The 13,991-nt window shown below is 72.6% G+C and carries 14 protein-coding genes; 9 read left to right on the top strand and 5 right to left on the bottom strand.

The window, feature by feature from the left end; translation table 11 throughout:
- Positions 1-40: 40 nt before the first annotated feature.
- Positions 41-1,414, top strand: coding sequence for an acyl-CoA dehydrogenase family protein (locus tag EUA93_RS20105; protein ID WP_129402126.1), 1,374 nt, complete (start codon positions 41-43; stop codon positions 1,412-1,414).
- Complete coding sequence (locus tag EUA93_RS20100) at positions 1,414-2,637, top strand: acyl-CoA dehydrogenase family protein (RefSeq protein WP_129402125.1); 1,224 nt, start codon at positions 1,414-1,416, stop codon at positions 2,635-2,637. The genes EUA93_RS20105 and EUA93_RS20100 overlap by 1 nt, the downstream gene beginning before the upstream one ends.
- Before the next feature lie 54 nt (positions 2,638-2,691).
- Here EUA93_RS20100 and EUA93_RS20095 read toward each other — a convergent pair whose 3' ends face one another.
- Positions 2,692-2,985, bottom strand: coding sequence for a YiaA/YiaB family inner membrane protein (locus EUA93_RS20095; RefSeq protein WP_129402124.1), 294 nt, complete (start codon positions 2,983-2,985; stop codon positions 2,692-2,694).
- A 97-nt stretch (positions 2,986-3,082) separates the two neighbouring features.
- On the opposite strand from EUA93_RS20095, the gene EUA93_RS20090 reads away from it, so the two are divergent.
- The 6 genes from EUA93_RS20090 to EUA93_RS21700 all read left to right on the top strand — a co-directional run bounded on the left by EUA93_RS20090 (position 3,083) and on the right by EUA93_RS21700 (position 7,998).
- On the top strand, positions 3,083-4,534 hold the full coding sequence (locus tag EUA93_RS20090) for a pyridoxal phosphate-dependent decarboxylase family protein (RefSeq protein WP_207208875.1): 1,452 nt from the start codon (positions 3,083-3,085) through the stop codon (positions 4,532-4,534).
- An 11-nt stretch (positions 4,535-4,545) separates the two neighbouring features.
- Positions 4,546-5,178, top strand: a complete 633-nt coding sequence (locus tag EUA93_RS20085; protein WP_129402123.1) for a hypothetical protein — start codon at positions 4,546-4,548, stop codon at positions 5,176-5,178.
- Between the two features lie 11 nt (positions 5,179-5,189).
- Positions 5,190-6,626, top strand: a complete 1,437-nt coding sequence (locus tag EUA93_RS20080) for a GuaB1 family IMP dehydrogenase-related protein (RefSeq protein WP_129402122.1) — start codon at positions 5,190-5,192, stop codon at positions 6,624-6,626.
- A gap of 5 nt (positions 6,627-6,631) precedes the next feature.
- Positions 6,632-7,306, top strand: a complete 675-nt coding sequence (locus EUA93_RS20075) for a sulfotransferase family protein (protein ID WP_129402121.1) — start codon at positions 6,632-6,634, stop codon at positions 7,304-7,306.
- Positions 7,307-7,382: 76 nt separating this feature from the next.
- Entirely contained in the window at positions 7,383-7,760 is a 378-nt protein-coding gene (locus tag EUA93_RS20070; RefSeq protein ID WP_129402120.1) for a hypothetical protein, read from the top strand.
- 85 nt (positions 7,761-7,845) lie between these two features.
- Positions 7,846-7,998, top strand: a complete 153-nt coding sequence (locus EUA93_RS21700; RefSeq protein ID WP_165355245.1) for a hypothetical protein — start codon at positions 7,846-7,848, stop codon at positions 7,996-7,998.
- Between the two features lie 6 nt (positions 7,999-8,004).
- On the opposite strand, the gene EUA93_RS20065 is transcribed toward EUA93_RS21700, so the two are convergent.
- From EUA93_RS20065 to EUA93_RS20050, 4 genes are all read right to left on the bottom strand, one after another.
- The gene (locus EUA93_RS20065) at positions 8,005-8,586 is read right to left on the bottom strand and encodes a LysR substrate-binding domain-containing protein (protein ID WP_129402119.1); all 582 of its coding nucleotides are present in this window, start codon (positions 8,584-8,586) and stop codon (positions 8,005-8,007) included.
- Between the two features lie 19 nt (positions 8,587-8,605).
- Complete coding sequence (locus tag EUA93_RS20060; protein WP_129402118.1) at positions 8,606-10,324, bottom strand: BCCT family transporter; 1,719 nt, start codon at positions 10,322-10,324, stop codon at positions 8,606-8,608.
- A 74-nt stretch (positions 10,325-10,398) separates the two neighbouring features.
- Positions 10,399-12,036, bottom strand: a complete 1,638-nt coding sequence (locus EUA93_RS20055; protein WP_129402117.1) for a bifunctional 3'-5' exonuclease/DNA polymerase — start codon at positions 12,034-12,036, stop codon at positions 10,399-10,401.
- A 41-nt stretch (positions 12,037-12,077) separates the two neighbouring features.
- Positions 12,078-12,917 (bottom strand): helix-turn-helix transcriptional regulator, encoded by an 840-nt coding sequence (locus tag EUA93_RS20050; protein WP_129402116.1) that lies wholly within the window; start codon positions 12,915-12,917, stop codon positions 12,078-12,080.
- Between the two features lie 118 nt (positions 12,918-13,035).
- Here EUA93_RS20050 and EUA93_RS20045 point away from each other — a divergent pair, with 118 nt between their 5' ends.
- Complete coding sequence (locus EUA93_RS20045; RefSeq protein ID WP_129402115.1) at positions 13,036-13,965, top strand: SDR family oxidoreductase; 930 nt, start codon at positions 13,036-13,038, stop codon at positions 13,963-13,965.
- The last annotated feature ends 26 nt before the right edge of the window (positions 13,966-13,991 follow it).

Genomic DNA, 13,991 nt, shown 5'->3' with positions numbered 1-13,991 from the left:
CTCGCTGGCCAAAGGTGTAACTCAGAGTTACAGTTTGGCCATGTCCATCATGAACAGCCTCCGGCCGGGTGGCCGCCACGGGTTGTCGTCCCGCGAGACCCGCGACCCGATCGGCCTCGCCGTCGCTGCCGTGAACCGGCTGGCGCAGAGCGACCTCATCGACCGGGTCGGCCTGCGCCGGCAGACCGAGCAGGTCGTCTACTCGACGACCCGCAACGGCTTTCGCGTCGCCACCGCCGCCGGCCGCCAGTTCGCGCGGGCAGGCAAGCGCCGCGCCGGCGCGCGACCGGCCAACGCCGAGTCGCGCGGCGTCTTCGACCTCACCCCGACCGAGGACGAGGGCATGCTCGTCGACGTCGTGCGCGAGCTCGCCGAGGAGGTCCTGCGACCCGCCGCGTCCGAGGCCAACGAGGCCTGTGCCGCGCCCCAGGAGGTCCTCGCAGCCGCCGAGGAGATCGGCCTGCCCGGCCTCGGCGTGCCCGAGGAGCTCGGCGGGATCATGGAGGAGCGCTCGGCGATGGCCGGCACTCTCGTCGCGGAGGCGCTCGCGCAGGGCGACATGGGCCTCGCGGTCGCCGTCCTGGCCCCCGGCGCCGTCGCCACCGCGATCGGGCTCTGGGGCACCGAGGCCCAGCAGCAGACCTACCTCCCCGCGTTCACCGGGAGCCAAGGTGACGCGGGTGTCCCGGCCGCCGCGCTCACCCTCGCCGAGCCGACGGTCCTGTTCGACCCGTTCACGCTCGCCACCACGGCGCTGCGCGACGGCGACGGCTTCGTGCTCGACGGGGTGAAGTCCGCGGTCGTCCGCGGTGCCGACGCCGAGCTGTTCGTCGTCGGCGCGATGCTCGACGGCACCCCCGCGCTCTTCCTCGTCGAGTCCGGCACGGCCGGGCTCGAGGTCGAGGCCGACCCCTCGATGGGCGTCCGGGCCGCCGGGCTCGCGCGCCTGCACCTCAGCGGCGTACGGCTCGGGGCGGACGCGCTGCTCGGCGACACCGACGGGACGGCCTACGCCGAGTGCGTACGGCTCTCGCGCCTGGCCTGGTGCGCCCTCGCGGTCGGCACCGGCCAGGCGGTGCTCGACCACGTCAAGGACTACGTCAACGAGCGCCAGGCGTTCGGCGAGCCGATCAGCCACCGTCAGTCGGTCGCCTTCATGGTCGCCGACATCGCGATCGAGGTGCAGGCGATGCGCCTGCTCACGTGGAAGGCCGCCTCGCGCGCCACCCGCGGGCAGGACTTCACCCGCGAGGTCGGGCTGGCCCGCCAGCTGTGCACCGAGAGGGGCATGAAGATCGGCCTCGACGGCGTCCAGCTGCTCGGTGGCCACGGCTTCGTCAAGGAGCACCCGGTCGAACGGTGGTACCGCGACCTGCGGGCCGTCGGCGTGATGGAAGGCGTGGTGATGGTCTGATGGCGATCAATCTCGAGGTCCCGAAGAAGCAGGCCGGCCTGATCGACCAGGCCCACCAGCTCGCGATGAACATGCTCCGCCCGATCTCGCGCAAGTACGACCGCGCCGAGCACGAGTACCCCAAGGAGCTCGACATGCTCGCCGCGCTGATCGACGGCGTGAGCGAGACCGGCGCCACCGGAGGCGCCGGCGCGGGCGGCGTGCGCCGCGAGGACAAGCCCGGGTCGACGGACGACGGGAAGGTGCGCAACGGCGCCAACCTCGCGTCCGTGCTCTCGATCGCCGAGATGTGCTGGGGCGACACGGCCCTGCTGCTCTCGATGCCGCGCCAGGGCCTGGGCAACTCCGCCATCGCGTCGGTGGCCAACGAGGAGCAGCTCGAGCGCTACCGCGGGACGTGGGCGGCGATGGCGATCACCGAGCCCGGCACCGGCTCCGACTCGGCCAACATCACCACCACGGCCGTCAAGGACGGTGACGAGTACGTCATCAACGGGGAGAAGATCTACGTCACCTCGGGCGATCGCGCCGACAGCGTCGTCGTCTGGGCGACGCTCGACAAGGAGCTCGGCCGCGCGGCGATCAAGTCCTTCCTGGTCCGCAAGGACAACCCGGGCCTCAAGGTCGAGCGCCTCGAGCACAAGCTCGGCATCCGTGCCTCCGACACGGCGGCCATCACCTTCACCGACTGCCGGGTGCCGGCCGAGGACCTGCTCGGCTCGCCGGAGATCGACACCAAGTCCGGCTTCGCCGGGGCGATGGCGACCTTCGACAACACCCGGCCCCTGGTCGCGGCGATGGCCGTCGGGTGCGCCCGTGCGTCGCTCGACCTCACCCGCGACCTGCTCGAGCAGGCCGGCGTGGTCATCGACTACGACAGGCCGGCGCAGTCGCAGAGCGCCGCGGCGGCGAAGTTCATCCAGCTCGAGGCCGACTGGGAGGGCGCGCAGCTGCTGATGATGCAGGCGGCCTGGATGGCCGACAACCGCCAGCCCAACTCGCTCGAGGCCTCGATGGCCAAGGCGAAGGCCGGTCGCGTCGGCTCCGACGTGACGCTGTCGTGCGTCCAGCTGTGCGGCACGCTCGGGTTCAGCGAGGCCGAGCTGCTGGAGAAGTGGGCCCGCGACTCCAAGATCCTCGACATCTTCGAGGGCACCCAGCAGATCCAGCAGCTCATCGTCGCCCGCCGGATCCTCGGACTGACGAGCTCGCAGCTGCGCTGACGCGGACATGACGAAGCCCCTCCCGAGAGTCTCGGGAGGGGCTTCGGCTCGTGGTCAGGCGATGTTCTTGAAGGGGTCGTGCTCGGCGAGGAGCTTGTCGACCCGGGCGCGGTCGAGGCGGCTGATGACCGTGTTGTCCTCCTGCATGTCACGCACGACCTTGGCGAGCGTGAACGTGGAGGTGGTGAGGTAGAGCGTGCCGAGTGCGAGGAAGCCCTTGACCCAGGGCTCGGAGTCCATGAAGTAGACGGCGCAGAGCATCGCGAAGAGCGAGGCGCCGAAGGAGATCGCGGCCTGGGCGGCGAAGGCGGTGGTGTTCTTGGCGGTGGAATCGGTCTTGGTGGGCATGACTGAAGCCTGTTCCGGCGGGCCGTCCGCGGCACCTGTCGACGTACCCGATCACCACTGAGTACGACTGCTCAACTCGCACCGGTACGTTCGGGCCATGCCCGATGACCTCCCGCCGCCCGCGGGTCACATGTCGCCCGAGGAGTTCCGCCGGCAGGGCCATGCCGCGATCGACTGGATCGCCGACTACTGGGCCTCGCTCGACGAGCTTCCGGTGCGTGCGCAGGTCGCCCCCGGCGACGTACGACGACTCCTGCCCGCGTCGGCACCGGAGGACGCCGAGCCGTTCGACGCCGTGCTCGCCGACCTCGACCGGGTGGTGGTCCCCGGCCTGACGCACTGGCAGCACCCGCGGTTCTTCGCCTACTTCCCGGCCAACTCCTCGCCGGCCGCCATCCTCGGTGACCTCCTCTCCAGCGGCATCGGCGCGCAGGGGATGATCTGGGCGACCAGCCCGGCCGTGACCGAGGTCGAGCAGGTCGTGCTCGACTGGTTCGCCGAGGCGCTGGGGCTCCCTGCGGCGTTCCGCAGCGACGGGCCCGGCGGCGGCGTCATCCAGGACACCGCGTCGACGGCGACGTTCACCGCGCTCCTCTCGGCGCTGCACCGCGCCAGCGGGGGAGAGGCCCGGGTGTCCGGTGTCGGCGGGACGCAGTGGCGGGTCTACGGCTCGACGCAGGCGCACTCGTCGCTGGTGAAGGCGGCGATGATGGCCGGCCTCGGCGAGGACGCCGTCCGCACCATCGCCGTCGACCCCGTCACCCAGGCGATGGACGTCGACTCGCTGCGCGACGCGATGGTCGAGGACGTCGGGGCGGGGCTCCGCCCGGTGATGGTGCAGGCCGCGTGCGGCAGCACCTCGACGGGCGCGATGGACGACGTCGCCGCGATCGCCGAGGTGGCCCGCGAGGGGGGCGCCTGGCTGCACGTCGACGCCGCCTGGGCCGGCGTCGCCGCCGTCTGCCCGGAGCACCGCGACCACCTGGCCGGGGTGGAGGCGGCGGACTCGTTCGTGACGAACCCTCACAAGTGGCTGCTGACGACGTTCGACTGCTCGACCTTCTGGGTGCGCGACCGGGCGGCCCTGACCGGCGCGCTGTCGATCCTCCCGGAGTACCTCCGCAACGCCGCGACCGAGTCGGGCGAGGTCGTCGACTACCGCGACTGGCACCCCCAGCTCGGCCGTCGGTTCCGGGCGATCAAGCTCTGGGCCGTGCTGCGCACCTACGGGCTCTCCGGGCTGCGCGAGCACATCCGCCAGGGCGTCACGCTGGCCGAGCACGTGGCCGGCCTGGTCGCGTCGGACGACCGCTTCGAGATGGTCACCGAGCCGGCCCTGTCGCTCGTCGTCTTCCGGCTGCGCGCGGGCGACGAGCAGACGCTGGCCGCGATGGAGGCGGTCAACGCCTCCGGCGAGGCCTACCTCAGCCACACGACCGTCAACGGGGTCGCGGCCATCCGGCTCGCGGTCGGGAGCTGGCGCACGACCCTCGCCGACGTGGACCGGACGTGGCGCGCGCTTCAGGAGGCAGCCGCCGCCCACGGCTGAGACAGTGGGGCATGAAGCTCTTCGCCGACACGCCCCTGCGTCGCACGCTCCAGGTCGTCGCCGACCTGCTCTTCGTGGCCTGGCTGTGCCTCTGGGTCTGGGCAGGCGTGGCCGTCCACGACGGGACCGAGCAGCTGGCCGGCCCGGCGCGCCAGACGGACTCGGCAGCGAGCTCGATGGCCGAGCAGCTGCGCGACGCCGGCGGCAGGCTCAGCAGCGCACCTCTGGTCGGTGACGAGCTCGCGGTCCCGTTCGACAAGGCCGCCGAGGCCTCCGACGGGCTCGCCTCGGCCGGACGGGACACCGTCGACGCGGTCGAACGGCTGGCGCTGCTGCTCGGGCTCTCGGTCGCGACCATCCCGATCCTGATCGTCTCCGCGATCCACCTGCCGATGCGCTGGCGCTTCATCCGAGAGGCCACGGCCGGGGCGAGGTTCATCGACGCCCAGGAGGACCTCGACCTCTTCGCGCTCCGGGCGCTCGCCCACCAGCCGATGCGGGTGCTGGCGACGGTGAGCGACGACCCGGCCGGCGCGTGGCGCGCGCGGGACCCCGACGTCGTACGACGCCTCGCGGCCCTCGAGCTCGCCGACGTCGGGCTGCGCCCCCCGAAGCTGCCGGGCTCGTCGGGCACGGCCGCGTAGAGTCACCCCACGTGCAGTTCCTCGACGGCGCGACGCCGCCCCACGACCTGACCTACGACGACGTCTTCATGGTCCCGCGCTCCTCGAGCGTCGCGAGCCGCTACGACGTCGACCTCGCCACCTCCGACGGCACCGGGGCCACCCTGCCGCTCGTCGTCGCCAACATGACGGCGATCGCAGGCAAGCGGATGGCCGAGACCGTCGCACGTCGCGGCGGCATCACGGTGATCCCGCAGGACATCCCGATCCCCGTCGTCGCCGACGTGGTGGCGTGGGTCAAGCAGCGCCACACCGTCTTCGACACGCCGATCGAGCTGCGCCCCGACCAGACCGTCGCCGAGGCGCTGTCGCTGATCCCCAAGCGCGCGCACAGGGCCGCCGTCGTCGTGCAGGACGGTCGCCCGGTGGGCGTCGTGTCCGAGGCCGACTGCGCCGAGGTCGACCGCTTCGCCCAGGTCGGCTCGGTGATGAGCCAGGCCGTCGTGACGGTGTCGGCGACCACCGACCCGCGCGAGGTGTACGACGCCATCGAGCGCGCCAAGGCGCCCCTGGCCGTCGCCGTCTCCGAGACCGGCGAGCTGGTCGGCGTGCTGACCCGGCTCGGCGCGCTGCGCGCCACGCTCTACAGCCCGGCGGTCGACCCCTCCGGTGGGCTCCGGATCGCGGCTGCCGTCGGCGTCAACGGCGAGGTGAAGGACCGCGCCTCCGAGCTCCTCGCCGCCGGTGTCGACTGCCTCGTCGTCGACACCGCCCACGGCCACCAGGACCGGATGGTCCAGGCGCTCCAGGCGGTGCGGTCGCTCGCGCCGGACGTCCCGGTCGCGGCCGGCAACGTCGTCTCCGCCGAGGGCACCCGCGCGCTGATCGAGGCCGGGGCCGACATCGTCAAGGTCGGCGTCGGGCCGGGCGCGATGTGCACCACCCGGATGATGACCGGCGTCGGCCGTCCGCAGTTCTCCGCCGTCCTCGAGTGCGCCACGGCGGCGCGCGAGCTCGGCAAGCACGTCTGGGCCGACGGGGGGGTACGCCACCCTCGCGACGTCGCGCTCGCGCTGGCCGCCGGCGCCTCGTCGGTGATGATCGGCTCGTGGTTCGCCGGCACCCACGAGTCGCCCGGCGACCTCATGCACGACGCCGACGGCCGACCCTTCAAGGTCTCCTTCGGGATGGCCTCCGCGCGGGCGGTGGCCAACCGGACCTCCGGCGAGTCGTCGTACGACCGGGCCCGCAAGGGCCTCTACGAGGAGGGCATCTCGTCCTCGCGGATGTACCTCGACCAGCAGCGTCCCGGGGTCGAGGACCTGATCGACCAGATCTGCTCCGGTGTCCGGTCGTCGTGCACCTATGCCGGTGCGCGCGACCTCGCCGAGCTGCACGAGCGTGCGCTGGTCGGGATCCAGTCGGCCGCCGGCTTCCACGAGGGCCGCCCGCTCGACCGGTCCTGGTGACGGTGGTGAGCTCGGTGAAGGAGCGCGACTACGTCTTCGTGATGACCTACGGCAGGTCGGGATCGACGCTGCTGATGGGCATCCTGAACTCGATCCCGGGCTGGCTGCTGCGCGGGGAGAACCGCCACGCGATGCGGCACCTCTACGACTTCCACCGGAGCGGGCTGGCCGAGCGCGACCGCGTCGACGCCGAGCGGGCCAGCCAGCCGACGCACCCGTGGTTCGGCATCGAGGGCTTTCCCGAGGTCGCCTCGCTCCAGCAGATCCGGGTGCTCGCTGAGGCCACGCTGCTGCGACCCGAGCACGACACGCGCGTCAGCGGCTTCAAGGAGATCCGCTGGTACGACGAGGACCTCTCCGACTACCTCGCGTTCCTCCGGCAGGTCTTCCCCGGTGCCCGGTTCGTGCTGAACACCCGCAACCTCGAGGACGTCGCCGCCAGCAACTACTGGACCCACAAGGACGACCCGCTCGGCCAGGTGCGCGCGATCGAGGACAAGATGCTGGCCGCGGCGCAGACGCTGGGCGACTCGGTCTTCCACGTGCGCTACGACGACTACGTCGCGGACCCGGAGGTCCTGCGCGAGCTGTTCGACTGGCTCGGGGAGGTCTACGACCAGAACAAGGTCGAGGCCGTGCTCGCCACCCCGCACTCGCGCCGCGGCAAGCACCGCGACTGACCCAGGTCGGCGAGCGCCGTCGTACGTGAGTACGCAGGCTCACGTCCGGGCTCCACCGACGACGGAGACTCGCCCCATGGACACACCGCCCAACCGCTCCCGCCTCGCAGCACTCGTCGTCGTCCTCGCCGTCCCACCGCTCGCGTGGCTCCTGTGGATCTCCCCCGTCGACGGGACGGCCAGCGACGCGAGGCACGTGGCCTGGTTCGTCACCGTCGCACTGGGATGCGTGGTCGCGGGAGCGCTGGCAGGCGCCCGCTCCCGGCTCTGGGTGCTGGCGGCGCCGGGCGTCGTGTCCGCGGTCGTCACGCTCTACCTGTGGTGGTCGTCGCAGGACGAGTCCGGGTTGTTCCTGGTCGGCATCATCATCGCGACGCCCCTGATGCTCGTGGCCTCGCTACCGCTCCTGCTGGTCGGTCGCGCACTCGCCTCGATCGGACACGTGTCCGAGTAGCTGCCCGCGATCGGCGCGCGGACGGGCCGGGCGTCGGACACGTGTGGGTCAGGGCATCCCTGACGCGACTGTGACAAGGTGGGGCATGATCATCAACCCCGGCAGCCACGAGAAGCAGGGTCCCTGGGACCCGGACGCCAAGAAGAAGTACTTCGACACGCGCTACTTCTGGACGCTGATGCCGACCCTGCTCCTGGTGGTCGGCCTGATCGTGGTGCTGACCGTCTTCGGCGACTGACGGAGCTCAGCGCGAGGTCCGGGGCGTCCGGCCCTTCGTGACGCCGACGAACGCCTGGGTGACCTCGTCGTCCCGGTCGATCCGCCACACGAGCGCGATGGTCGTGGGCCCGAGGTCGGACACGACCCGGCTGACGACGTCCTTGCGCTGGTGGAGCCGGGCCACCGACATCGGCACGACGACCACGCCCGTCCCGGCGGCGACCGTCTCGATCGCCTCCTGCTCCGACATCGGCGGCCACGCCAGCTGCTCGGCCGACGGCGCCCAGCCGCTCGCGTGGGGGCGGACGAGCTGCTCGTCGTCGAGGTCGGCCGTCATGACCTCGTCGTCGGCTGCGGCCAGGAGGTGCTCGCGCGAGGCCACGGCGACCTGCAGCTCGTCGTAGAGCCGGACGCAGTGGAGACCGTTCTGGTCGACGGGGAGCCGGACGATGGCCATGTCGAGACTTCCGTCCTGCACCCCGTCGACCTGCTCCGCCTCGGTCGTCTGCACGAGGTGCAGCGACTCACGCCTGCCGGCGCGCCAGCTGCGCGCCCACTTGTCGGGGGTCGCGCCGGTCACGAAGCCGACTCTGAGCGGGGCGATCATGGGCACGAGCCTAGGGCCGTCAGGCCTCCGGGTCCTTCTCGACCGACAGCACGAAGTCGTCGCCGTGCTCGGTGACGCCGGTGACGACCGCGGCCTCGACCGCGTCGATGGCGTACTGGCGGCGGACGACGAGAGGATCGGACGAGAGGTCCTTCACCAGCGCGACGGCGAGCGCGACCATCACGAGGACGAACGGCAGGGCCGCGATGATCGTGATCGACTGCAGGCCGTTGAGCGCGTCGGCGCCACCGGCCAGGAGCATCACGATCGCGACGAGGCCGGTCGCGACGCCCCAGAAGACGACGGTCGGCCTGCGCGGCTCCTCGGCGCCGTGCTCGGACAGCGAGCCCATCACGATGGACGCGGCGTCGGCACCGGAGACGAAGAAGATCGCCACCAGGACCATGACCAGGATGCTCGACACGGTCGCGAAGGGGAACTGGTCGAGCACGGTGAACAGCTGCGACTCGATGCCGCCGGCGCCGGCGATGTCGACCCCGTCCTGCTGGAGCCTGATCGCTGCGCCACCGAAGACGGCGAACCAGACCAGGCTCACCAGGCTCGGCACGAGGAGCACGCCGGTGACGAACTGGCGGATGGTGCGCCCGCGTGAGATGCGCGCGATGAACATGCCGACGAAGGGCGTCCACGAGAGCCACCACGCCCAGTAGAAGACCGTCCAGCCAGAGAGCCACTCGCTCACGGCCGCGCCCTCGGCACCGGTGCGCGCCGCCATCTCGGGGAGCTGGTCGACGTAGCTGCCGAGCGCGGTCGGGAGCAGGTTGAGCATGAAGACGGTCGGGCCGACGACGAACACGAAGACCGCGAGCGCCAGGGCCAGGACCATGTTGATGTTGGACAGCCACTGGATGCCCTTGGCGACGCCGGAGACCGCGGACAGCACGAACGCCACCGTGAGCACGGCGATGATCCCGACGAGCAGCGCGTTGCCGCCGGCGCCGAGGCCGCCGACGATCTCGAGGCCGGAGCGGATCTGCAGGGCTCCGAGGCCCAGCGAGGCGGCGGACCCGAAGAGCGTCGCGAAGATCGCGAGCATGTCGATGACCTTGCCGGCAGGGCCGTGCGCGCGCTCGCCGAGCAGCGGCTCGAACGCGGCACTGATCAGCTGGACGCGGCCCTTGCGGAAGGAGCCGTACGCGATGGAGAGGCCGACGACGGCGTAGATCGCCCAGGGGTGGAGCGTCCAGTGGAAGAGGGTGGTCGCCATCGCGGTCTGGGCGCTGCCGGTGTCGCCGGTGCCGGGCGGGGGAGTCGCGAAGTGGCTGACGGGCTCGCTGACGCCGTAGAACATCAGTCCGATGCCCATGCCGGCGCTGAACATCATCGCGATCCACGACACCGTCCGGAACTCCGGCTCCTCGTCGTCGCGACCGAGCGGGATGTTGCCGAAGCGGCCCATCGCCAGCCAGATCACGAAGACCACGAAGGCCGAGGCGGTGAGCACGAAGAGCCAGCCGGTGTTGGTCATCGTCCAGGTGAGGCCCTCGCCGGCGGCGGTGCTGAGCGAGGAGGTGCTCACCAGGCCCCACACGAGGAAGGCCACCGCGATCGCCGCCGTGACGCCGAAGACGACCTTGTCGAGGCCCGACCCGCGGGGCTCGACGGGCTCGATGGCAGCGTCGAGCGCGGGGTGGGGGTCGTCCGCAGGAGTCTCGGTGGGCCGGGTCCGGAGGTCGGCCGGCGGTTCGGTCAGGGGTTCAGTTGTAGGCGTAGCCATCCGGCGACCCCATCAAGATTCTCGCCGTCGAGGCAAACCGGGTGGTCGGCTCGCCGCTCACGGGGAGAGATGACTCACAGCGGCTTGCCGGCCTCCGCGTAGGACCGCACGACCGAGACGTTCAGCGGGAAGTCGACCGGCAGCTCGCGGAAGAGCAGCCGTCCCGCCGTCGTGGCCGCCGAGGCGACCTCCGCCGCGACGGCGTCGGCCAGCGCAGCGGGGGAGTGCACGACGACCTCGTCGTGCAGGAAGAACACCAGGTGCGGGCGGGACTCCAGCGGACCGTCGGCGCCGAGCCTCCAGAGCCGGTTGCGGAGGTCGGCCAGCCAGCACGACGCCCACTCGGCGGCCGTGCCCTGGACGACGAAGTTGCGGGTGAAACGGCCGTAGGCGCGACGGTGCCGGTCCTGGTCGTCGAGGTCGGCCGGCGGCGCGTCGGGCGACTCGTCCCACGAGCCGGCACCGAGCGCGGGGCAGCCCCGGCCGAGCAGCGTGCGGACGACCTGGCCGCGCTCTCCGGCCCGAGCCGCCTCCTCGACCAGCCCGAAGGCGGCGGGGTAGCGGCGGGTGAGGTCGGCCAGCAGCCGGCCGCTCTCGCCGCTGGTCGCGCCGTACATCGCGCCGAGCAGGCCGAGCTTGGCGTGCTGTCTGGTCTCGACCGCGCCGTCGTCGACCATGCCCTGGTAGAGGTCGGCGCCGCGGGCGGCCCGCGCCAGCGCCCGGTCACCGCTCATCCCGGCGAGCACGCGTGGCTCGAGCTGGGCCACGTCGGCGACCACCAGGACCCACCCCTCGTCGGCGACGGCCGCCGAGCGCACCTGCTGGGGGAACGAGAGTGCACCGCCCCCGTTGGACGACCAGCGCCCGGTCGCCGAGCCGGCCGGCTGGTAGGACGGCCGGAACCGTCCGTCGCGCACCCACTCGTCGATCCACGCCCAGCCGTTGGTGGAGAACAGGTGCGCCAGCTTCTTGTAGCGCAGCAGCGGCTCGACCACCGGGTGGTCGACGGAGCGGAGCGAGTGCGCCCGTGTGTCGGTCAGCTCGATGCCGTTGCGCCTCAGCGCGGCGAGCAGCTCGGGCCGGGAGTCGGGGTTGAGGCCGGGCGCGGACAGGAGGCGTCGTACGTCACCGGCGGCCTCCTCCAGCAGCTGCGGTCGCGCACCACGGGGTGGACGGCGCCCGAGCAGGCCGGTGAGCAGCTCCTCGTGCACGTCGACGCGCCAGGGCACACCGGCGTACGTCATCTCGGCGGCCGCCAGCGCCCCCGACGACTCGGCCGCGACGAGTAGCCCCAGCCGGGTGGCGTCGGGCGAGTCCTCGACGGCCGCGAGCTGGCGGGCGTCCTCGAGGTCGGCGCTCAGGTGCTCGGCGGCGTCGTCGGAGCTGAAAAGCACGGGGTCGCTCGGGACCACCGGCCCGAGCCGTTCCCACTGGGACGACTCCGGACCGGCGAGCAGCGACGCGTCGACCGCCGGGGCGCGGCGCAGCAGGTGGTGGCACAGCCGCAGGTCGTGGCAGCGCGCCACGCGGACGCCGGCGGCGAGGAGGAGCGGGTACCACCGCGCCGTGTCGTCCCAGACCCACCGCGGCCCCTCGGGCTCGCGCCCGGCGACGTACGACGCCAGGTCGCCGAGGTCGATCTCGGACGACTTCCCGCCCTCGCTCACCCGCACCCGCTCGCCGGGCAGGCGGGAGAGGTGGACGCGGGTCATGGAGAGAGCATCCCCGAGGGCACCGACGTCCCGGCACCGGGTCAGGCAGGTGCGGGCGCGTCGACGGCGGCGAGCAGCCGCAGTCCCTCGTGGCTGGGGGTGCCGGGCGTGGCGGTGTGGACGAGCAGGTGGTGGGACTGGAACGGGTCCTGGACGACCTGGCAGCTCAGCTCGAGCGCCCCGACCGACGGGTGGAGGTAGCGCTTGACCTCCTCCGGCCGGATCCCGACCTCGTGCAGCTCCCAGTAGTGCCGGAACTCCTCGCTCCGCCCCAGCAGCAGCTCGGTGAGGTGCGCCGCCCGCGAGTCCGGGCCCCGCAGCGTCAGCACGCCGCGCAGCCCCGAGGCGTACATGCGGGAGAAGTGCTCGTGGTCCTCCGGCGGGTGCAGCAGCCGGGCGCCCGGCTCGGTGAACCAGCGGAACCCGATGCTCCGTGCCGGCCCGGTCCAGTGTGTCGCGTCGCCGACCAGGGCGACGCTGAGCGGGGTCTGGCGCAGCGTCTCGCCCAGCTCGGTGACGATCTCGGCCGGCGTGTCGCCGAGGCGGTCGAAGATCCGCAGCATCCCGGGGGAGACGTGGTCGCCGGCGGCCTCGCGCGTCGGCGGTCGGTGCCCCGCCAGCCGGAAGAGGTGGTCGCGCTCGTCGAGCGAGAGGTGGAGCCCCTGGGCGATCGAGGCGACCATCTGCTCCGACGGCTGCGGTCCGCGCTCGCGCTCGAGGCGGGAGTAGAAGTCGGTCGACATGTGGCTCAGCGCGGCGACCTCCTCGCGCCGCAGCCCGGGAGTACGCCGGCGTGCCCCGCGCGGGAGGCCGACGTCCTCCGGCTGCAGGGCCTCCCGGCGGCGGCGCAGGAAGTCGGCCAGCCCGGTGCGATCGATCATGGGGCCCATCCTCTCCGGTCGGTCGATCCGTATCCACGGATCAGCGGGCCGTGGATGGGAGCCGGATCCTCGGCCACGCTGGATGGGACACCGACCACGACCCACCACAGGAGCGACCGTGCCCAGGACGTACGACCTCACCCTTCCCGACCTGACCGGCCAGCGCGCCCTCGTCACCGGCGCCAGCGACGGGATGGGCCTCGGCATGGCCGCCTCGCTGGCCGGTGCCGGCGCCGAGGTGGTGCTGCCGGTGCGCAACCGTGCCAAGGGCGAGGCCGCCGCGGGCACGATCCGTGCCCGCGTGCCCGGGGCGCGGGTGGTGCTGCACGACCTCGACCTCTCGTCGCTCGACTCGGTCGCGGCGCTCGGGGAGACGCTCGTCGCCGGCGGCGAGCCGATCCACCTGATGATCAACAACGCGGGCGTGATGACCCCGCCGGAGCGGCAGACGACCGCCGACGGCCACGAGCTCCAGCTCGGCACCAACCACCTCGGCCACTTCGCCCTGACCGCGCGACTGCTGCCGTTGCTGCGGGCGGGCCGGGCGCGCGTGACGTCGCAGTCGAGCGTCGCGGCCCGGCGCGGCTCCATCCACTGGGACGACGTCGACTGGGAGCGGTCGTACGACGGGATGGCGGCCTACCGCCAGTCGAAGATCGCGTGCGCCCTGTTCGGGCTCGAGCTCAGCCGGCGCAGCGCAGCCGCGGGATGGGGGATCACGAGCAACGTCTCGCACCCCGGCGTCGCCCCGACCAGCCTGCTCGCCGCCCGGCCCGAGCTGGGCCGGTCGGGGGACACGACGAGCGTGAAGGTGATCCGCTGGCTGTCCGGCCACGGGCTCCTCGTCGGCACCGTCGAGACCGCCGGGCTGCCGGCGCTGATGGCCGTCACGACGGGCGACGACGCCGGCTTCTACGGCCCGCAGTGGCCCGGCAACGCCGGCGGCCCGCCCGGACCGCAGGCGCCCTGGTCGCCGATGCGCCCCGACGACGACGCGGCGCGGCTGTGGGAGGTGTCGGGGGAGCTGACGGGCGTCCGCTTCGGCTGATCCGTGGTGCCTACCGCCATGATGGG

The sequence above is a fragment of the Nocardioides oleivorans genome, assembly GCF_004137255.1.
In the GTDB taxonomy this organism is placed as follows: domain Bacteria; phylum Actinomycetota; class Actinomycetes; order Propionibacteriales; family Nocardioidaceae; genus Nocardioides; species Nocardioides oleivorans.
The sequence above is the reverse complement of the archived record's forward strand: the minus strand, read 5'-3'. Positions and strand labels throughout refer to the sequence as shown.